This is a genomic window from Planomicrobium stackebrandtii (assembly GCF_030814955.1).
In the GTDB taxonomy this organism is placed as follows: Bacteria; Bacillota; Bacilli; order Bacillales_A; family Planococcaceae; genus Planococcus; species Planococcus stackebrandtii.
This window is the reverse complement of sequence record NZ_JAUSWB010000005.1, coordinates 175,581-194,897: the sequence shown is the minus strand read 5'-3', so window position 1 is coordinate 194,897 and position 19,317 is coordinate 175,581. Positions and strand designations below refer to the sequence as shown.

The following is a 19,317-nucleotide window of genomic DNA, read 5'->3' as shown; positions in this document are numbered from 1 at the left end:
CGGGATCCTCTTGGCAGCTGATTCTTTTTAGCACAGCATTTTACAAATATGGACTGGGGTGGATTTAAGTGGAATTTTATAAAGTGAATGTCAATGGAAACGAAATTCAAGTAGCCGATTATCCAGGAGAAAAAGGAACAATCATCGCCATACACGGATTAACAGGGACGCATAAGAATATGCATTATTATGCTGAACAATTCAAAGCCGATTACCGGTTTATCTCGATAGACCTCCGTGGCCGCGGCAACAGCGCGGCGGCTGACTCCGACACCTCCATCTTCAAGCATGCTGATGATGTATTGGGCTTGATTGAAGAATTAAAGATCGTGAATCCGATCTTGCTCGGCTATTCGATGGGTGCTTTCATTTCGACGATTGTCGCCAGCCGGCTGAAATCGGTCGAGGCGCTGATCTTGCTCGATGGCGCTGCCAAGGCATCAGAACACCAGAGAGGGATTGTCCAGCCTTCACTCGGAAGAATCAGCCGTGAATTCACTTCAAAGCAGCATTATACGGAAGAAATCCAAAAGATTTACGCGAATCTCGGAATTCAATGGAACGGCGTATTGCAGGAAACGGCGGAATATGAAGTCGGTCCCGCAAACGGCCATTGGGAAAACAAAGCCACTGAATCCCGCATCGTGACGGATTTTGACAGTTTTTATTCTTTTGATCCAAAAGAAATCTGTCAGCAAATTGATTGTCCTGTCCTTTTGGTTTATGCCGAAGGAAATATTGGTGCCATGCCTCCACTTTTTTACCTGTCAGATTACGATGAGACGCAAAAGCACACCAAGAGAATTCAGACGGTCGTTTCAGACTGCAACCATTACACCATGGTTTTTGAAAAGCGAGAAGAAATCCTGCAGGCGGTCAACAGCTTTCTGAAAGAATTGTAAAACAGCATCCTACAAAGGGTTGTATGGGGGGAAATCATATATGAAATATTCATTAAAAACCTTAAAGACAAGTATGTGGAAATCACATAAGCAAACGAAAGATCTGCTGACGATGGCTGAACTTCGGAATTCTAGCGGTGCTGGGGTGGCAACAACGGAGTTTCCTCGGACAGAATCCACCGGCAAGGAAAGCGAAAAACACTTTCGAAAAAAATCCTATAACCTATCCCAAAAAATCGGCCTTTTCTTAGGGCCTGCTTTATTTCTAATAATCTTGTTTTTACTGCCGCTTCCCGGACTCAGCACGGAAGGCCGTGCGGTATTAGCCGTTACTGCCTGGATGGCGGTTTGGTGGATCCTTGAAGCAATGCCGCTTGGCATCACTTCTTTGATGCCGCTGGTGCTGCTGCCCTTGCTGCAGACAGTGGAGGCAGGCGTTGTCGCATCAAGCTACGGCGATAACTTGATCTTCCTGTTCATCGGCGGATTCGCCCTCGCTTTGGCACTGGAACGCTGGAACCTTCATGAACGAATCGCCTTATCCATCATCAGTGCAGTCGGTGCAAGCACTTCAGGCCTGGTACTCGGCTTTATGCTTGCAACAGGATTTCTGTCGATGTGGGTTTCTAATATGGCTACGGTCATGCTGATGATTCCCATCGGTTTGGCAATTATTGCAAAAGTCGTTACATTAATGAAAGAAGATGACGTCCATACGAAAGAAGAAGAAACAAAGTTCACTAAATCCATCATCTTCGCCATCGGCTTTGGCGGAACAATCGGCGGCAGCGCCACCTTGATCGGAACACCGACGAATCTGGTGCTCGCGGGATTGGCGAGTGAACTGCTGGGCTTTGAAATTTCTTTTGCACAATTCTTTATTTTCGCCTTTCCGTTAGTGGCATTGCTGATGATCGTTTCGATTTTCTACATTACAAAAATCGCCTATCCAATGAAAGTTAAAAACATCAAAAACGGTAAGCAATTCGTAGTTGACCGCAAAAAAGAACTTGGCAAAATGAGTTATGAAGAAAAAGTCGTACTGGGCATCTTCAGCTTAACCGCCTTTATGTGGATGACCAGAACCTTTTTCTGGAGTGATATCATTCCAGGCTTGAGCGATACAATGATTGCGGTGGTTGCGGCCATCCTCCTTCATTTAATCCCAGCCTCGGGCGATTCCGGAGAACGGATTTTAGACGGCGATTCGTTGAAGAACATGCCGTGGGGCGTTCTGCTATTGGTCGGCGGCGGCCTCGCGCTGGCATCCGGCTTTAATGGTACAGATCTCGCTTCATGGATTGGCAGCCAACTGCTGCTGCTAGAAGGCACTTCTTACCTGCTGATTCTCGCCGTTACTACGTTGCTTGGCATCGCTATGACTCAAGTAACACCGAACACCGCGACTGTAACCATTCTCGTACCGATTACTGCCGCTCTCGCCTTGGCGATCGATGTTCATCCGCTGCCATTGATGACCGCTGTGGCAATGGGTGCCGGCTTTGCATTCATGCTGCCGATTGGTACGCCTTCCAATGCGATCATTTTTGCAACCGGAAAAATCACCATGGTGGATATGCTGAGAAAAGGATCGGGACTGACGGTTCTGGCTTTCCTGCTCATTGTAGTGTTCGTCTACTTTATCCTTCCAGTCGTGTTTGGCATCAATCAGCATGAATATCCCGAAAGCTTAAAATAACTAAAATTCAGGAGTGAGATATATGAGCAAAGCTTTAGATTATTTCAAGGAAGTGTACGATGTAGTACCAGGATGGGTGCAGAAAATGCACGATTACAGCCCAGCTGTATTGGACACCTATACCGGCATCCGCGGAGAAATCATGCAGGATAGTGCGTTGTCCCGCAAGGAAAAAGATGCATTGATCGCCAGTATGAACGCAGCCCGCCTATACTCCCGCAGCATGCTGTTTCATACAAAAGGAGCCATCGACTTTGGCTATACCGTACCGGAATTGGCCGAGTTTTTCCTGACTTCCTACTTATACAAAGGTGATCAGGCCATGGCATTGGCTCTTGAAGCCATTTCTTATGCACTTGAATTAAAGGGCAAGACAGTAGCACAACCGGCGCAGTCTCCTGAACGGGCCGCTGATTCCTTAAAGATCATCATTGACTGGCTCGATGGCGAGGATACATCTTACCTGAAAGAGACATTGGCGCTCATCCGCTCCGGAAAACCGGAAGACGTGAAGGCCAAGATATTAGAAGACGGGTTAATTTCTTCCCGTTTGAAGCATTTGAACATGGCTGGCAACTTCATCGTAGAACTGAACGGCAAAGACGCTGCCCCTTGGATGGAAAAGGCGCGTACTGCCGGCGCATCGGAAGCGGATCTGGCGGATATCGGCTATATCTGCATTTTGACTGCCGGCATCCCTGCCTGGTTTGAATTGAGCGATTCATTGAAAACAACCGAATAATTACCGAATGGAGGATTAAAGATGTCAAAAATACAGCAAGATATAACTCAAGCTCTGAAGTGCATTAAATCTGGAGATACAGTTTTAGTCGGAGGGTTCGGTCTTGTCGGTGCACCGCTTACATTGATCGACGGATTGACGGAACGCGATGTCAACGAACTGACCATCGTCAGCAATAACCTTGGGGAATCCGGCAAAGGACTCGGAATCCTGCTCAATCAAAACAAAATCAAAAAAGGCATCGGCTCTTATTTCACCAGCAACCGAGATGTCGGCGACAAATACCAGAAGGGCGAAATTGAACTGGAACTGCTTCCGCAAGGCACGCTGGCCGAATCCCTTCGAGCTGGAGGCGCGGGCCTCGGCGGCTACTATACAACCACGGGAGTCGGCACGGATTTGGCGATCGGCAAAGAAGAACGCGAAATCGACGGCATCAACTACATCCTGGAAAAAGCGATCCGCGCCGACGTAGCATTGATTCGTGCCCACAAAGCAGATACTTTGGGGAACCTGGTCTACTACAAAACGGCACGCAACTTCAATCCTTTGATGGCCACGGCTGCAAAAATCGTCATCGTCGAAGTGGATGAAATCGTTGAAGCGGGCGAATTGAACCCTGAAGAAGTGGTAACTCCCTTCATCTATATCGATACCATCGTCAAAGCACAGCAGGTGTTGACGAAAGAAGGAGTGGTGGCTGTATGACGGTCCAATTAAACAAAGCAGAAATGCAGCACGCCATTGCAGCTCGAGTTGCACAAGAGCTTGAAGGCCCATGCATCGTCAATTTGGGCATCGGGATTCCGACTTTGGTTGCCGAGTACATGACAGAAGACAATATTTACCTTCATACAGAAAACGGACTGCTTGGTGTAACCGATGTGGACGATGAAGCGATCGATCCAAACCTTGTCAATGCCGGCAAATTGCCGGTTGGTGAAGCAGTTGGCGCTTCCTTCTTCAACAGCTCGGATTCATTTGCCATGATCCGTGGAGGCCATGTGGATGTGGCCATTCTCGGCGCACTCCAAGTGGATGAGACCGGTGTAATTGCCAATTGGGCCGTTCCCGGCAAGAACATCATGGGTGTCGGCGGCGCGATGGATTTATTGGTCGGAGCGAAAAAAGTGTTCGTGACGATGAGCCATACGTCGAAGGACGGCAGTTCCAAGCTATTGAAAGAATGCACCTACCCGATCACTTCAACACGCCAAGTCGATATGATCTTCACAGAGCTGGCGGTATTCAAAGTGAACGCTGGCCAACTGAAACTGGTGGATCTGATGCCTGGTGCAACAATTGAAGAAGTCCGTGAAAAAACCGAAGCAGCGTTTACAGAGTAAAAAAGAAAGTGGGTTTATATGCATGAAAATCCGTTCATTTGACGTTTATATAGTAGATCTCCCGACCATCCGTCCACACCAATTAGCGATGCACACCATCGTCTCGCAAACGATATTGCTCGGCTGTGCTACCGACGAAGATGGGCGCGAAGGCTGGGCGGAAGTCGCCACTATCGGCGGCGCTTCCTATGGTGAATCCACCCCGGAAGCAATCAAAACCAATATCGATGCTTATATCACGCCTTTGGTCATTGGCCAAAATCCTATCCACTTCGATAAGATTATGAACGATGTGTCGAAGCTGGTACGCGGCAATTACTTTGCCAAAGCACTGGTCGAAGGAGCAATTGTCGATCTGGCAGCGAAAAGCAAAAACATCGCTGCCTTTGAATTGTTTGGCGGACAGATCCATAAATCATTGCCCATTGCCTGGACCTTGGCAAGCGGCAATACTGATGCCGATATCGAAGAAGCCAAGGAAATGCTTGAGAAAAAACGGCACAACATCTTTAAGTTAAAAATCGGCAAGGGCGATCCATACAAAAACGTGGAACATGTCCGGAAAATCAAACAGGCAATTGGTGATCAGGCGCGCCTCACTGTCGACGTCAACCAAGCATGGGACGAGGATACATCGAATTACTGCATCGCTCTTCTTCAGGATGCCGGTGTCTCAATGGTGGAACAGCCGCTTCCAGCTTGGGATTTTGAAGGCATGTCACGTTTGGCGTCTAAATTCTCAGTGCCGATCATGGCGGATGAAGCGGCAACCAGCATCCAGGATGTTTTTCGGATAGCCAAATACCGCGCCGGAAATTCCATAGCCTTGAAACCGTGCAAACATGGCGGATTGACACAAACAAAAAAAGTTGCCGGTATTGCGGAAGCCTCTGGGCTAGGGCTCTACGGGGGAACGATGATCGAATCGAGCCTTGGGACCGCCATGTGCGCCCAATTGTATGCTACGCTGCCTGAAATGAAATTTGGCACCGAAATATTCGGTCCTTTATTATTTAAAGACAATCTCACAGTCAACGACATCCGCTTTGAGAACTTTAGAGTAATTGTGCCGGACGGTCCCGGCTTTGGCATGGAAATTGACAAAGAAAAAGTAAAACATTACGCACGCAAATTCCAGTCAGAAACGGAGATGACAATTTGAAAAATGTAGTGATAGTAGATTCAGTCCGGACCGCAATTGGCAAGCTCGGCGGCGGCATTGGAAACGAAACGGTCGACTTTCTAGGCTCCCATGTCATTGAAGATTTGCTTCGCCGGACTCAATTGGATCCTTCCGCTGTGGAAGAAGTCATTTTAGGGCAAGCTAAACAAAGCGCGGATGTCTCCAACTTGGCCAGAGTGGCCATGCTGCGTGCAGGCATACCGGTCGAAGTACCAGGCTATACCATCCATCGCCAATGCGGTTCAGGAGTACAGGCATTGAATTCAGCCGCACAGCAAATCCAGACGGGCCTCAGTGACATCATCATCGCCGGCGGAGCCGAATCGATGAGCACCGCCCCCTATTATGTGAACAATGTGCGATTCGGTACAAAATCCGGAGATACCCTGCTGAAAGATCCGAATACGGCAAGCCAGCCGGGTTCGCAGCCACGTGAAACTTACGGCGAACTGAACATGGGCATTACAGCTGAGAATGTCGCAGACAAATACGGTATCTCACGCCAGCAGCAGGATGAATTTGCGATGGAAAGCCAGGAAAAAGCCGCCAACGCCATTGCAAAAGGCTATTTTGAGGCCCAGATTGCACCTTATTCGGTAAAAACGAGAAAAGGTGTAACTGAATTCAACACCGATGAACATCCGAGAGAAACGACTCTGGAAAAATTATCGCTCTTGAAGCCGGTCTTCAAAGAAGGCGGCACTGTTACGGCAGGCAATGCCAGCGGCCGGAATGACGGCGCTGCGGCATTATTGGTCATGTCGGAAGATGAAGCTGCGAAGCGCGGCTATCAGCCAAAAGCTCGTGTTCTTGCTCAGGCTTCTGTTGGCTGTTCTCCTGAACTGATGGGCATGGGTCCCGTACAGGCAACTTTCAAAGCTTTGAAACAAGCCGGCTTAAAAGTGGAAGACATTGATATTGTCGAATTGAATGAAGCTTTCGCCTCCCAATCCGCTGCCTGCATCAACGAAATCGGACTGGATCGCAGCAAAGTCAATCCAAACGGCGGCGCGATTGCCATGGGCCACCCCATCGGCGCAACAGGTGCCATTCTTTTAACGAAATTAATACATGAACTCGAACGCACCGGCAAGAAATACGGTTTAGTGACGCTCTGTATTGCTGGCGGTATGGGAATTGCCACAATTATTGAAAATATGAAGGCATAATAATAGAAAAGGCAGAAGCACCGAAAAATCGGACTTCTGCCTTTATTGTGCTCTAAATTCTTATTATTTTTTAGTTTGTTTTTATTTCAAACCTTGCATTTCATCATGAAGGGTTTTGTTTCTTCCGTAGGCAGTGCTTTTCGGTTGTCCATCAGCTTCTCTACACGTGCCACCATCATATGGCCAATTCCTTCTCCCCGAAATGAAGGAATCACGGTAACATGCTGTACTGTAAAGTTTTCAGCATCTTCTATATGAATACCAATCGCGCCTACATAACTATCTCCCGATTTCCAGAGAAAAAGTCGCCAGTCGGCGTGTTCGTTGTACAATTCCATAGTCTTTTTCAGGTGTTTGACATCACGCTCTTTAGGCATGAATGACAGCAGGCCCATCGCGATTTTTTCGTTTGGCCGTTTGTATCTGGTCAGCATGGAGATCTCCTTTCTTTCAGCAGCTGCTCAAACCAGAGAATTTTGTTCGATGGCGTCGAAAGCCGCAGACAGCCTGGCGGCAAAATCCTCAGGTGGCTCCTCTGAAGATAAATACACGCAAATGATATCCGGATTGATATCCATTCGGTGCTGATAGCTGGTTGGCAACGGAATTGGATGCTGGTGAAGCGCATTGACAAAAGAAGCCAGCTCTCCCGGCAGCAAAAAAATCTCCGCCTGGTTGAACGCTTTTCCATTAACCTTTAAGTTTTTAAAAGAAATATCATGATCTAATGTGCAAATAAAGTTTTTATTATGGGAAGAAATATTTATGGTCCTTTTTCTTTTGATCAGACATTCTCTTCCTTCCACTTCCACCTCAGCATTCATCAACAGACCCACTTGTTCCGCCAGTTGCTCTAAATGTTCCATCCTGCTCATCCTTTCTGTTTTTTTCCAGAAATTGAAAATCATTGTTAAAAACAGGAGTTCATTGCAAAAAAATGCCGAAAAGAATCGGAAGACTCTTTTCGGCGTTGCCTACAGCACTATTGTCTGTCACATCCAGCCAAATTATTTATGCATTATCCACTTCTCATGGGCATGTAGATAGCAGCAATTTAGATGATTAACGGAAATTTTAGGTTTTCTGTTCATTCTAATCTGCTGGTTCTCGAAAGAGGTGCAAAGCTTTCAGGCTGAACTTTAACAAACGCCATGGGATATCCGTATTCCCGCACCGACTTTGTATAAACGTCCAAAGTTTCCCCCGAAAAAGTCCCCGCTGTTTTCCAGCCGGAAGGAGCGAAACACTTCTACTCTTTTCTTTTCTATACCCCTTTGCTTGAATAAAACACTTTTGCTCCGAAATAAAAAACCGCCTTTCGGCGATTTTTTATTTCGTTTGAATTCATTTTAAAAGAGGAAATCAATCTTCCTCTTCAGAATCTTCTTCTTCGTCATCATCGTCGTCTTCAGAATCCGAATCATCCGTATTGGAATCTTCTTCATTCTGCATTTCTGAGTCATTATTGTCTTCTTCGGTTGGTTCGCTGTTGCCGCATGCTGCGAGCATTCCTATTGATAAAAAACCTGACGCTCCAAGCTTAAGCCATTTTCCTTGTACCATTTTACCGCTCCTCAAAACATCATTTGTATAGTCATCCATACCCTTTGATTTGAGAGGGAAACCTTTAGGAAGTGCGCGGCTTGATCAGTTTCACCATTTTCTCGCAGCGTATGGCATCACTCGGCTGAGGCATCAATTCCACTTTCAGGGTAGCTATCAATTGCGTCTTCACATACAGCATGTCGCGGAAACGGTCGACCGCGCCGCAAAACTCCGCAAAAAAGCTGTCGCCGGTTCCAAAAACAGCTGTCTGAAGCTGTTTTCTGTCCAACTTCTCAATCGCTTGGTACAGCTCCTGCATTTCTTCCGGAATTTCACCGCTTCCCCATGTATAAGTGCCGATTAGTACCACATCACAGCTGGACAATTCGGACAGCGGAAATTCCTCTACCCGGTACAGCTTGCTCCGGAACTCTTGGCTCAGCACGGATTCCTGCAGCATCTCCGCCAACTGCTCCGTGTTGCCGGTTACTGAAGCATAGACAATCGCCAATTTAGGATTACAGTTCGTCAAAGCCATTGGACTGCGACACTTTTGTATACGTCCGTGATTTCTGCTCGAAAAAGTCGGACTTGGTTTCATTCATCATGTCATCGCCAAATACCTGGATCCATGGCATCGGATTGCTGCGTTCTTCGTAAAGGTTGTCCAAACCGAGCTGGCGCAGCCGTTTGTTGGCCAAGTATTCTACGTAGCCCGCAAACTCCTCCAGATCCAGCCCCTCGATATCGGCCAAAATGTAGTGCGCCCATTCTTTTTCGAGCTGCACGGCCTGATCGACTGTCTTGTAGATATATTGAATGTTTTCATCCGTATTCAGTTCCGGGTTTTCCGTCAGCATGATCCGAATAAACTGGGCAATAAAATAAGCATGCTGCATCTCGTCGCGCTGGATATAGCTGATCATCGTACTGGTTTTCAGCATTTTCTGCTGGCGTGCCAGGTGATAGAAAAAGGCAAAACCCGCATAGAAATAAATGCCTTCCAGATTAATCGAATTGACGCTCAGTTTGAACAAGTTCTGCGGCGTCGGATTTTGGCGGAACTCCTCATAAGCATCCAAAATCAACTCGTTGCGTTTTTGGACGACCGGATCGCTTTTTGCCTGGTTGAAACGCGCATTCTGCTCGCTCACCGAGACCAGCGAACTCAAAATATAGGAATACGACTCGGTATGGACCGCTTCCTGCTGGGAAATGACCGCGAAAATGGCTTTGAAGCTGGAATCGGTGACGTAATCCATCGCCTGGCTCATTGTCGGCGTCTGCAGGCTGTCGAGTGATGCCAGCTGCGTGTTGATGCGCAAAAAGACATCTTTCTCGACATCACTCAAGCTGTCCCATTGCTTGATGTCATCCTGCATATTGATTTCCTGGGCTTTCCAGAAGTTGGCCAAAAGCGCTTGGTACAAATCGTACATTTGCGGATAAGCAATATCGTTCCAGTTCAATAAGCCTGACGACCGGCCGTTCAAGACGCCGGTCGATTTGTTCGGGTGTTCCGGGTTCAATAATTTAATCTTCGTCAACGGTTCATGTATGGTCATGGAAATCCTCCTTTAGCTTTGGCATGCTTCGCATTCTTCAATTTCCGCCTGTGACGTGCTGCGGACGTAATAGGTTGTTTTCAGGTGGTGCTTCCATGCTTCCAGATGAAGCTCCAACAATTCTTTCGCTTTGATGGTGTGCGGCACATAAAAGTTAAAGCTGATGGACTGATCGATATGCCGCTGACGCGCAGCGTTTTGGCGGATGCTCCATTTCTGATCCAGCACGTGGCGCGCACGGCGGTAATAATCGTAGGTGTTGTGGTCCAAGTCAGGTGCCGTCACTTTGAACTTGAAGTTCTTTTTCTCTTCTGCATATTCAACGGCATAAAGAGGATCGATGCCATCTGTTGAACCGCCGATTTTGGCAGTCGATGAGTTGGGTGCGACCGCCATCATCCAACCGTTGCGGACACCCGTCGATGCCACTTCCTGCTGCAGCTTGTTCCAGCGTTCACTGCTGTAGTTCCGGCGTTCAAAGTACTCGCCTGTCTGCCATTCAGAGCCCTCAAATTTGCTGAAGGCCCCTTTTTCATCAGCCAGCTGCATCGAAGCGCGGATTGTCTGATAAGCGATTTCCTCGTACAGCGTATCCGCAAATTCCACAGCCTTTTCACTTTCCCAATGGATGCCTTCAAGCGCCAACAGGTGGTGCCATCCGAAAGTTCCGACGCCCACCCCGCGATATTTTTTATTGGTGGCATCGGCCTGCCCGACAGAAATCGTATTCAAATCAATGACGTTATCCAGCATACGCACCTGGATCGGTATTACCCGCTCCAAGACGTCCGCTTTGACCGCTCTTGGCAAGTTAATCGAAGACAAGTTACAGACGACAAAATCGCCCGGCTTGCGGATCATGACAAGGTTGCCGTCTTCATCGGTGTATTCTTTCACGATGGTTGTAGCCGACATGTTTTGTGTTATTTCTGTACACAAATTACTGCAGTAGATCGACGTCAGCCCTCTGCCTCTTGTGTGCTTGTTCGGGTTTTGGCGGTTGACTTCGTCCCGGTAGAACATATACGGCGTGCCGGTTTCCAGCTGGGAAACCATGATGCGCGCCATGATCTCCATGGCACGGTATGTTTTGCGCGGCAGTAACGGATGCTCTACCGCTTCCTGGTATTTCTCGCGGAAGTATTTTTTATCGGCCTCGTCGTAAAAGTCCTCAAGTCCGAGTGCGTTGCCGTCTTCGTCTTTCCAACCCATCACTTGCTTGATTTGGTGCGGGCAGAACGTATGCCATTCCCCGATGCTCCGCCCGTTTTCGTCTTTTTCCTGCAGACGTTCCATAAACAGATCTGGAATCGACACACCGGTGAAAATGTCGTGCGCTTTGCGGCGTTCGTCGCCGTTGTTGGTTTTCAGATCCAAGAAGCCGTTCATGATGTCTTTATGGAAGACATCCAAGTAAATCGCTACTGCGCCTTGGCGCTGACCCAATTGATCTACGCTGACCGCCGTATCGTTGATCAGGCGGATCCACGGCACGACGCCTGAGGAATTGCCTTTAAACTTTTTGATATCCGAGCCCAAAGCCCGTACTTTTCCGTAATAAATGCCGATGCCGCCGCCGTCTTTGCTGAGGCGAGCGATGTCCCAGTTGTTCAGATAAATGCCGTCCAGTGAATCGTCTACGGTATCGATAAAGCAGGAAGACAATTGCCCGAAGCTTTTGCCGGCATTCGACAAAGTCGGCGTCGCCACTGTCATGTACAGATGGCTCATTGCCCAGTATGCTTCTTTCACCAGCTCCAGCCGGCGCTCTTCTGGTTCGTTTTGCATCAACGTCATCGCAATGACAAGAAAACGCTCCTGCGGCAGCTCAAACAACCGTCCTTCGTAATCTTTCGCCAAATAACGGTCAGCCAGCAGAAATAGGCCAATGTAATTGAACAGCAAATCACGCTCCGGTTCGATTTCCTTGCCCAGTTCGGTGATTTCCTCTTTCGAATAGCTTGACAAAAGCTCTCCTGAATAAATTCCGATTTGTGAGAGCTCACCAATCAGGCTATAAAAGTCGCCATATTTTTGGAAAGCAGGATAATTCCGGCTGCTTCCGGCTTTTTCATACAAGTTGCTTGCATACAATTCTGCCGCGGTGTACGTCCAGTCGGGCTCATCCATCGTGATGCGGTTCAACGCATAAAGCAGGGACTGCTCGCCTTTTGCCTGTGCAGCCAATTTCGCTGTCCGCTCCAGCAGCTCCTTCGTATCCAGTCCGTATACTTCTGTTGCTCGTTGAAGAGCTCGTTCTACTGCATGTATTTCTGCTGTTTCAACTTTTGTGTTCATATCAGCTCAGCTCCTTTGCGTATTCGTTCACTTGCATGCGGCGTTGTTTTCTTTCTTGTGCGCTATTGAATAGTTGTTCTTCAGCTGCCGTTTCTGGAATCACCCCGGTTACAGGAGTCGGTTTGCTATCGCTGTCGACAGCAACCATCGTCAGAATGGCGGTTGTTGTCAAACTTTTAGTGCCTTTTTCAATTTGCTGGCATTCAGCTTTCACGTATACTTCCATCGATGTTCTTCCGGTAGATATAACAACACCTTCTAAAATAAGGACATCCCCCACTTTTGCAGAAGACAGGAAATTCACAGTGTCGATTGAAGCCGTCACGACTGCTTTGCCGCTGTGCCTCATCGCAGTAATCGCAGCAATTTCATCTATGTATGCCAATACCGTGCCGCCGAAAATAGTGCCCATATGATTGGTGTCAGGCGGCAGCACCAGCCTTGTTTGAATGGTTCTTGCTACACCTGCAGCTAACGCTTCTGTCATTTGCATTCAATCCTCCATTTTTATCACAAAAAGAAAAACCCATCCTCTCGGGGAGGATGGGTTGAAAACGCAGAATGTCGAGTGAAGCCAGCAAAAAGGAGCTGCTCCACACAAAATACCTTCGTTATCCCTCTCAGCTCCCGGAGAAGATCATAAACTATAACGAAGGCAGGTCTCCTGGCTCGTGCGTCGTCCTTGCCATCTCCTTCCCGTCCATTGGACAGTGGATTGTGATGGCTCGTCAGCACTTACAGTTGCGGGAACAGCTCCGGAATTTACCGGATTCCCTATTAAGCCTTTTCAGGCACCTTCATTATTGGTTCTACCATATATAGTTTTCTGTTCAATAAAAAACACTAAATATTGTATTTCTAAACTATAAATCACTTTCATAAATTTGACAAGCGATTTTAAAGGCAAAGCAAGAATTTAATAATTGGCGGTTAAGTGTTTTTTCAACGCCTGCTTTACTGTACCCATGGTTGTTAATTGACTGAAATCCACACGTGCTTCCACAGCTTTTAACGCCAGTTCCGGACGAATTCCAGTAAAAATTAACCCAATGCCCAACAAGCGCATGATCTGGTCTATTTTATAAAGAAACTCTGCTACCACATTGTCGATATTGTAAATACCCGAAACGTCGACGATGAGATAGTGCAGTTCGTGTCCTTGAACTTTCTGCGGAATAATATCGAGCAACCGTGTGCTTCGATCGCCATCCACCGAGCCGACAAGCGGCATAACAGCCAAGCCATCGATAATCGGAACGATTGGCGTTGAAACTTCTTTTTTCAATTGCAGCAATTCGCGCTCGTTTTTTTTCTGAACTGTAACGTCTCGTATAATGGATTGAATTGCCGTCGTGTCACCATATTCAACAGGGTAGCAATACAATTCAACCTCAGCTATTGTCCCATCAAAGCGTTTAACGGTCGTATCCATCAATTCTCCGATGGTTCGGTCCTCCATGCCTTTGCGGATTCGCTCAGCAATCATTTCTTTATAATCTTCCGTAAAGACGTCTACTACATTCGCCCCGACAAGTTCGGCTTGGCTGGCTTTTAAAAACTCAGCGCCTGATTGATTTATGTATAAGACCTTTTGTTTAGAATGAATTATGGTTGTTTCATCAGAATACTCGGCGATTCTCTGATACAATTCTTCTTTTTCCGGAATATTCAATAACGGATCTGATACACTTTTCATTCTTTTTCACTCCTTCCGTTAAAAAACGGCTGTTATTCCATCTTACACTTTTCCGGAAAAACTTTCATGATTCATCTATTCCTCAAAAATTGAATAAAAAAAGTTGCCCTTTTGGACAACAAAGCTTTCCTATTTATTCATCGACCCATTCAGATTCAGAAGCTCGTTCTTTTTCTGTTTTTGGTTCGTCGGCTTTTTTATTGTTTTTGCTGGTGTAAGGTTTAAAACTTTTGGCTTTGTTGGCGCCTGCTTTCCAGCGAGTCCAGCCTTTTTTGCCGGTTCCTTGACCTGTACCGCTTTTCGCTTTTGCTTTGCTCATTCTAATCACTCCATTACTGCTACGATGATGTACAGCTTATCACATCAAGGGCTAGAGTGAAACAGAAATGTTCGGCTTACGTGCGATCAGTATAGCCAATCAAGCACTTCACAGCTACTTTTAAAGTACCTGCAGAAGAATAATGGCCATATGCTACGTCATTCCATAACTTTACTTAGCCAACACTTTCTGAACGTCTTTTTCAAATGATTCGGGTTTGTCTTTTGGAGAGAATCTTGAAACAATGTTGCCATTTTGGTCAATCAAGAATTTTGTGAAATTCCATTTGATCCCGCTTGATAGAAATCCTTTTGTGTTATCGGTCAAATAGTTGAAAAGCGGATGCGCATCTTTGCCGTTAACCTTCACCAGGTCGTGCATCGGGAACGTCACCCCATAAGTTGTGCGGCAAGCTTCCTGCGCTTCTTCGCCGGTAGCTTTTTCCTGGCCGAATTGATTGGATGGGAAGCCTAAAACTACTAATCCCTGGTCTTTATAGTCCTCATACATTTTCTCCAGGCTGTCGAACTGGTCTCTTAGGCCGCATTTGGTTGCCGTATTGACAATCAGCATGGCTTTGCCTTTGTATTCGCTTAGTTGATAGTCTTCTCCGTTCGGCTTTGTCACGGCAATATCGTAAATATTCATCTGGCATCACTCCTCATTTTTGCTTGAGAATCACTTCTGTTACAGATTCATGCTCTTAAAAGAAGCATTCAGCTCTTTCAGGTTTTTCATCAGTTCAATCGCATCGACGCCCATAAAATTGCAGCAGATTAGTTTTTCCAGGACGGCTTGCTCGACTCCTGCATGTTCACTCCGTGCTTTATCGGTTAGTGAAATGGTAAATGCGCGCTTGTCTGTTTGGGATTGCTGTTTAGTCAGTCGCCCTTGTTCGATCATGCGGTTGATGATCGGATTTAAGGTTCCTGTGCCAAGCCCCAGCCGTTCACCGATATTTTTCGTCAGCAGTCCGTCTTGCTCCCAGAGAACCAGGAGCACCAGGTACTGCGGAAATGTCAGATTGAACGGCTCTAACGCTTTTGCATACATCTTCGAAAAGTTACTGGAAGCTTTATAGACTTCAAAGCATAATTGCTGTTCAAGTTTTGTCGGTTTTTCCATTTGCATCTCACCTATACTAAAGATTATCGAACGCTGATTTCCACATCCACTGATCCTTTGATCGCTTTTGAATATGGGCAGTACTGATGCGCTTTTTCTACGTATTCGTGTTTCAGCTCTTCTTCGATGCCGGTGATGTCGACAACAAGTTTCACTGCCAGCTTAACGCCGCCGTTATCCTTATCGCCGATCAATGCAACAGTTGCTGTGACTTCGCTTTTCTCTATTTCCACTTTACCAGCTTCCAGCACCAATTCCAATGCGCTGTTAAAGCATGCGCTGTAACCTGCCGCGAAAAGCTGTTCAGGATTCGTAGCCGTTGTCGCTGAACCGCCAAGAGCCTGTGGTTTTGCTACATCCAAATAGAAAATATTGTCCGGTGAATATACAGCCCCGTCTCTTCCGCCTGTGTTAATCATCGTTGTTTCAAATAGTGTTTTCATTTTATATGTACCTCCAGTCATTTATATCGCACACGATTTACATTAAACTATATCGTGTACGATGTAAAAAGAAATGCTCACTCAAACAAAAAAGCCTTTATAAGCCGGAACGGCGAATAAAAGCTTTTGGTCAGAGGCATGTGTTTATTTGTCGGCCTTGCAGATGTCAGTAGATGAAAGGAATCAGCCGCGCACGCTCTTTCATCCATTGCTGATAATCCGAGCCAAATTTCTCAATGAGCAACCGCTCTTCGTAATTGATTCGCTGAAGCAAAGCCCATATCATCGCTCCACTTCCGAGAACCGCAGCAATGGGGCTGCTGAAAAACAAAGCCATGCCAAGTGTGATGAACAGCAAGCCGGTATAAAGCGGATGGCGCAGCTTCCGGTAAGGGCCAGTGCTGACAATTTCATCGCCTTCGCGAACTGTAACGTAACGTGTGAATTGCGACTTGAGATGCAAAATTCCCCAAAACCGCAGAAAAACCCCCAGCGCCAGCAAAACAATCCCCAGCAGTTGGCTAATAATAACCAGATTCTCGAACGGCTCCAGTTCCTGAAAAAATGCCGCTGCAAGAATTGTGCCGATCAAAGCTGCTAATATCGAAAAAAAAGTGCGTTTTTCCAATGGATCGCCCTGTCCGATGCCGCGATTGCGGAAAATTAGGAATTCACTGACCCAAATCAAGCTTATTGCTGTAAAAATCATTTCAATGATGGTCATCGCATAAGCCTCAACTTCCTGTTCTTTTGCTTCCAATATTATAGAACATTTAAAAGGAATACAATTTCCATCCCTTGTCACCACCTTCAAGGGGATGGGTTTTTTTGTGGGGATTTGGGCTGAGCGACCGTAAATTTAGTTGAACGACTGCAAATCAAATTAAGCGACCACAAATTCTTACGAGCGACCATAAATCCACAGCGCATGTATTTAAAGACAGAGAAAAGCCTTTTGCCGACTTAGCAAAAGGCTCTTTCATAAAATTTTATCCAAATCTTCTCAGTCACTTTGAAAAACCAAAGCTTATGCCTTCAGTTTACTCTTCCGTCGAAGAGATTTCGACCAGCATTGCCGTAAATGCGATAAAGACAACCGTCAATGAAATGACCATCGTGAACATTATTCCTCAACTCCTACCAAGTTTTGAATCCTTCCGAGCCTGGAGGTGCATGTTGAATCATATGGCTTAATGGAATCGCGTACGCTACTGCAATGAGCAGCACAGCAAGGCCGATCCAAATCCACCAGTTTTCCAGCCATTTCGGAGTGCGGGACATGTCGCTTTCCGCCATCGGGAAGTCCACTAAGTCCTTCTCTTCAATCGCTTTAGGCGATAAGAACATCGTCATGACAACGATATAGATGAGAATCATTGCCGAAACGAAGAGAATGCTTCCCCCGACGGCCATTGTGACATGATTAGTCAGGATGCCGTCAAACCATTCCATTGCGGAAGGGTGATTGTTATAGCCTGAATATGCAGTTCTTCGCGGCGCTCCGAGAAGCCCTAAAATATGCTGCGATGTTGACATCAAGAGCATCCCGATCGACCAGGTGATGATTTGGACCAATCCAAGCATCTTCATGGCTTTCGTGAATTTTCTTCCTGTCAGATACGGGATCAGCCAGAATGTCAGTCCCATAAACGTCATGGCCACTGGCGTTCCGACCGTGATGTGGAAATGTCCAACAATCCATAAGGTATTGTGGACGACTTCGTTCAGCTGGAAGCTGGCATTGATAATGCCGCCAGCCCCACCGGGAATAAAGAATGCCATGGCGATAAAAATGGACGTGAAGCGGATATCTTTCCAAGGCAGCTTCGTAAACCATCCGAAAAGGCCTTTTCCGCCATTTTTGCGTCCGGCAATTTCAAAAGTTGCAAACATCGAAAATGCTGTCATTAATGAAGGAACGATGACCATAAACGTCAGGACCACCTGCAGGAACTTCCAGAAGTTCGAAATTCCGGGTTCTGTCAGCTGATGGTGGAAACCGACCGGAATGGAAAACAGGATAAAGAGAACGAAAGACAAACGAGCCAACGAATCGCTGAATACTTTTACCCCAAGAATTTTCGGGACAATAACGTACCAAGCCATATATGCCGGCAACAGCCAGAAGTATACCAAGGGATGCCCGAAAAACCAGAACAAGGTACGGCTCAGTTCCACATCAATGGTATCGGTCCAGCCGAATGCCCACGGGATGTATTGGAACACGACTGTCGCGACCACACCAAGGCACGCGATGATCCACATGATGATTGTGGTGATGGTCATGAACGCGAACAACGGGCTCAACTGTCCTTTGTTATTTTTTCGCCATACCCGGTAATGCCCGACTAACGCGAAACTGCTGATCCATGTTCCGATAATCACCAAGGCAAGTCCTACATAGTAAAAGCCACTTGCCTTTAGCGGCGCATAAAAGGTGTACAGAACAGAAGCTTCTCCTGCCACGATCATGGCAGTCGCCATTACGGTCCCAAGCAGCGTCACCCAGAAACCGACCCAGGAAAACAACCGGACTTTCGGGCCAAAGCTTCCAAGGCTCTTGCTCATGCCCGTAATAAAGAAACCAAAAATAAAGAATGTCGTAAAGATAAGTGCGAGCAGCACGCCATGTGCCGTTAGAATTTGATAGTAATCCAGCCAAGCTGGCAGCTGAAGAGCATCGTTGCGGATAAAGACCTGAAGCAGCCCACATAATGTACCGATTAAAAATGCGGCATAAGCTACACCAATATTCCATAAAGCGAGTTTGCGATCTTGCACAGCAATCATTCCTCGTACACCTCTATCTCTGTATACATCATATGGTGCCCCGTTCCGCAATATTCGTTGCAAAGAATCAAATACGTGCCGGGTTTTTCAAATGTGTAGGATTTTGTTGTGATGCGTCCTGGAACGACCATCATGTTGACCTTTGTGTTATCGATGGTAAAACTATGGACCACATCAGTGCTGGTCACTTTAAAAACGATTTCCTTGCCAACCGGCACTTTTAGTTCCGGTGCCGTATAGCCGAAAGCCAGTGCAACAATGGCGACCTGGTACGTATCATCGTCCAATTGGGTTACTCCCGGATTATCGAACGGTGCGGTTTCGTTTACTTTTTTAGGATCGATGGTTTCCATCCCCCCCGCAGGGGTATGGTCTTGAGAAAATGCACTCACTCCGACCACGCTTAAAAACACGATCAGTGAAGCAATACCGAATACCAGCCAAATTTTTTCATACTTATGAAGATGCATTCCAATCCATTCCTTTCTTTCTCCC

22 protein-coding genes and 1 riboswitch are annotated in these 19,317 nt (G+C 46.7%); of the genes, 7 read left to right on the top strand and 15 right to left on the bottom strand.

The window, feature by feature from the left end; genetic code table 11:
• Window positions 1-68: 68 nt before the first annotated feature.
• Genes QOZ98_RS10685 through QOZ98_RS10655 form a run of 7 tightly spaced genes read left to right on the top strand, consistent with a single transcriptional unit; the run spans window position 69 to window position 7,041 of the window.
• On the top strand, window positions 69-902 hold the full coding sequence (locus QOZ98_RS10685) for an alpha/beta fold hydrolase (RefSeq protein ID WP_308787437.1): 834 nt from the start codon (window positions 69-71) through the stop codon (window positions 900-902).
• 40 nt (window positions 903-942) lie between these two features.
• Window positions 943-2,601 carry an SLC13 family permease gene (locus QOZ98_RS10680; RefSeq protein ID WP_308787436.1) on the top strand — a complete coding sequence of 553 codons (1,659 nt, stop codon included), beginning with the start codon at window positions 943-945 and terminating at the stop codon, window positions 2,599-2,601.
• A gap of 22 nt (window positions 2,602-2,623) precedes the next feature.
• Window positions 2,624-3,343, top strand: coding sequence for a carboxymuconolactone decarboxylase family protein (locus QOZ98_RS10675; RefSeq protein ID WP_308787435.1), 720 nt, complete (start codon window positions 2,624-2,626; stop codon window positions 3,341-3,343).
• 21 nt (window positions 3,344-3,364) lie between these two features.
• Window positions 3,365-4,051: a CoA transferase subunit A gene (locus QOZ98_RS10670; RefSeq protein WP_308787434.1), complete on the top strand. Its 687-nt coding sequence runs from the start codon at window positions 3,365-3,367 to the stop codon at window positions 4,049-4,051.
• A complete protein-coding gene (locus QOZ98_RS10665; protein ID WP_308787433.1) occupies window positions 4,048-4,689 on the top strand; it encodes a 3-oxoacid CoA-transferase subunit B in 642 nt (213 codons plus the stop codon). Before QOZ98_RS10670 ends, QOZ98_RS10665 begins: the two co-directional genes overlap by 4 nt.
• A 22-nt stretch (window positions 4,690-4,711) precedes the next feature.
• Complete coding sequence (locus tag QOZ98_RS10660; protein ID WP_308787432.1) at window positions 4,712-5,851, top strand: muconate cycloisomerase family protein; 1,140 nt, start codon at window positions 4,712-4,714, stop codon at window positions 5,849-5,851.
• Window positions 5,848-7,041: a thiolase family protein gene (locus QOZ98_RS10655; protein WP_308787431.1), complete on the top strand. Its 1,194-nt coding sequence runs from the start codon at window positions 5,848-5,850 to the stop codon at window positions 7,039-7,041. The genes QOZ98_RS10660 and QOZ98_RS10655 overlap by 4 nt, the downstream gene beginning before the upstream one ends.
• 86 nt (window positions 7,042-7,127) lie before the next feature.
• Here QOZ98_RS10655 and QOZ98_RS10650 read toward each other — a convergent pair whose 3' ends face one another.
• The 15 genes from QOZ98_RS10650 to QOZ98_RS10580 all read right to left on the bottom strand — a co-directional run bounded on the left by QOZ98_RS10650 (window position 7,128) and on the right by QOZ98_RS10580 (window position 19,292).
• Complete coding sequence (locus tag QOZ98_RS10650) at window positions 7,128-7,475, bottom strand: GNAT family N-acetyltransferase (RefSeq protein ID WP_308787430.1); 348 nt, start codon at window positions 7,473-7,475, stop codon at window positions 7,128-7,130.
• 27 nt (window positions 7,476-7,502) lie between these two features.
• A complete protein-coding gene (locus QOZ98_RS10645) occupies window positions 7,503-7,907 on the bottom strand; it encodes a DUF1259 domain-containing protein (protein WP_308787429.1) in 405 nt (134 codons plus the stop codon).
• 496 nt (window positions 7,908-8,403) lie between these two features.
• Entirely contained in the window at window positions 8,404-8,604 is a 201-nt protein-coding gene (locus tag QOZ98_RS10640; RefSeq protein ID WP_308787428.1) for a hypothetical protein, read from the bottom strand.
• Window positions 8,605-8,668: 64 nt separating this feature from the next.
• Window positions 8,669-9,124: a flavodoxin domain-containing protein gene (locus QOZ98_RS10635; RefSeq protein ID WP_308787427.1), complete on the bottom strand. Its 456-nt coding sequence runs from the start codon at window positions 9,122-9,124 to the stop codon at window positions 8,669-8,671.
• Window positions 9,105-10,151 (bottom strand): ribonucleotide-diphosphate reductase subunit beta, encoded by a 1,047-nt coding sequence (locus tag QOZ98_RS10630; RefSeq protein ID WP_308787426.1) that lies wholly within the window; start codon window positions 10,149-10,151, stop codon window positions 9,105-9,107. The genes QOZ98_RS10635 and QOZ98_RS10630 overlap by 20 nt, the downstream gene beginning before the upstream one ends.
• 12 nt (window positions 10,152-10,163) lie before the next feature.
• Window positions 10,164-12,449: a ribonucleoside-diphosphate reductase subunit alpha gene (locus QOZ98_RS10625; protein ID WP_308787425.1), complete on the bottom strand. Its 2,286-nt coding sequence runs from the start codon at window positions 12,447-12,449 to the stop codon at window positions 10,164-10,166.
• A gap of 1 nt (window position 12,450) precedes the next feature.
• Window positions 12,451-12,936 carry an acyl-CoA thioesterase gene (locus QOZ98_RS10620; protein ID WP_308787619.1) on the bottom strand — a complete coding sequence of 162 codons (486 nt, stop codon included), beginning with the start codon at window positions 12,934-12,936 and terminating at the stop codon, window positions 12,451-12,453.
• A 150-nt stretch (window positions 12,937-13,086) separates the two neighbouring features.
• Window positions 13,087-13,263, bottom strand: a riboswitch (cobalamin riboswitch).
• Window positions 13,264-13,365: 102 nt separating this feature from the next.
• Entirely contained in the window at window positions 13,366-14,145 is a 780-nt protein-coding gene (locus QOZ98_RS10615) for a PAS domain S-box protein (RefSeq protein ID WP_308787424.1), read from the bottom strand.
• A 133-nt stretch (window positions 14,146-14,278) separates the two neighbouring features.
• Window positions 14,279-14,464, bottom strand: a complete 186-nt coding sequence (locus tag QOZ98_RS10610) for a DUF3934 family protein (RefSeq protein WP_308787423.1) — start codon at window positions 14,462-14,464, stop codon at window positions 14,279-14,281.
• Between the two features lie 171 nt (window positions 14,465-14,635).
• Window positions 14,636-15,112, bottom strand: coding sequence for a glutathione peroxidase (locus tag QOZ98_RS10605; protein ID WP_308787422.1), 477 nt, complete (start codon window positions 15,110-15,112; stop codon window positions 14,636-14,638).
• A 39-nt stretch (window positions 15,113-15,151) separates the two neighbouring features.
• Window positions 15,152-15,589, bottom strand: a complete 438-nt coding sequence (locus tag QOZ98_RS10600; protein ID WP_308787421.1) for a MarR family winged helix-turn-helix transcriptional regulator — start codon at window positions 15,587-15,589, stop codon at window positions 15,152-15,154.
• 23 nt (window positions 15,590-15,612) lie between these two features.
• Window positions 15,613-16,032 carry an organic hydroperoxide resistance protein gene (locus QOZ98_RS10595; RefSeq protein WP_308787420.1) on the bottom strand — a complete coding sequence of 140 codons (420 nt, stop codon included), beginning with the start codon at window positions 16,030-16,032 and terminating at the stop codon, window positions 15,613-15,615.
• Between the two features lie 166 nt (window positions 16,033-16,198).
• Window positions 16,199-16,756, bottom strand: a complete 558-nt coding sequence (locus tag QOZ98_RS10590) for a methyltransferase family protein (protein WP_308787419.1) — start codon at window positions 16,754-16,756, stop codon at window positions 16,199-16,201.
• A gap of 413 nt (window positions 16,757-17,169) precedes the next feature.
• Window positions 17,170-18,822, bottom strand: coding sequence for a b(o/a)3-type cytochrome-c oxidase subunit 1 (locus tag QOZ98_RS10585; RefSeq protein WP_308787418.1), 1,653 nt, complete (start codon window positions 18,820-18,822; stop codon window positions 17,170-17,172).
• A complete protein-coding gene (locus QOZ98_RS10580; protein ID WP_142828515.1) occupies window positions 18,819-19,292 on the bottom strand; it encodes a cytochrome c oxidase subunit II in 474 nt (157 codons plus the stop codon). The genes QOZ98_RS10585 and QOZ98_RS10580 overlap by 4 nt, the downstream gene beginning before the upstream one ends.
• Window positions 19,293-19,317 lie beyond the last annotated feature (25 nt).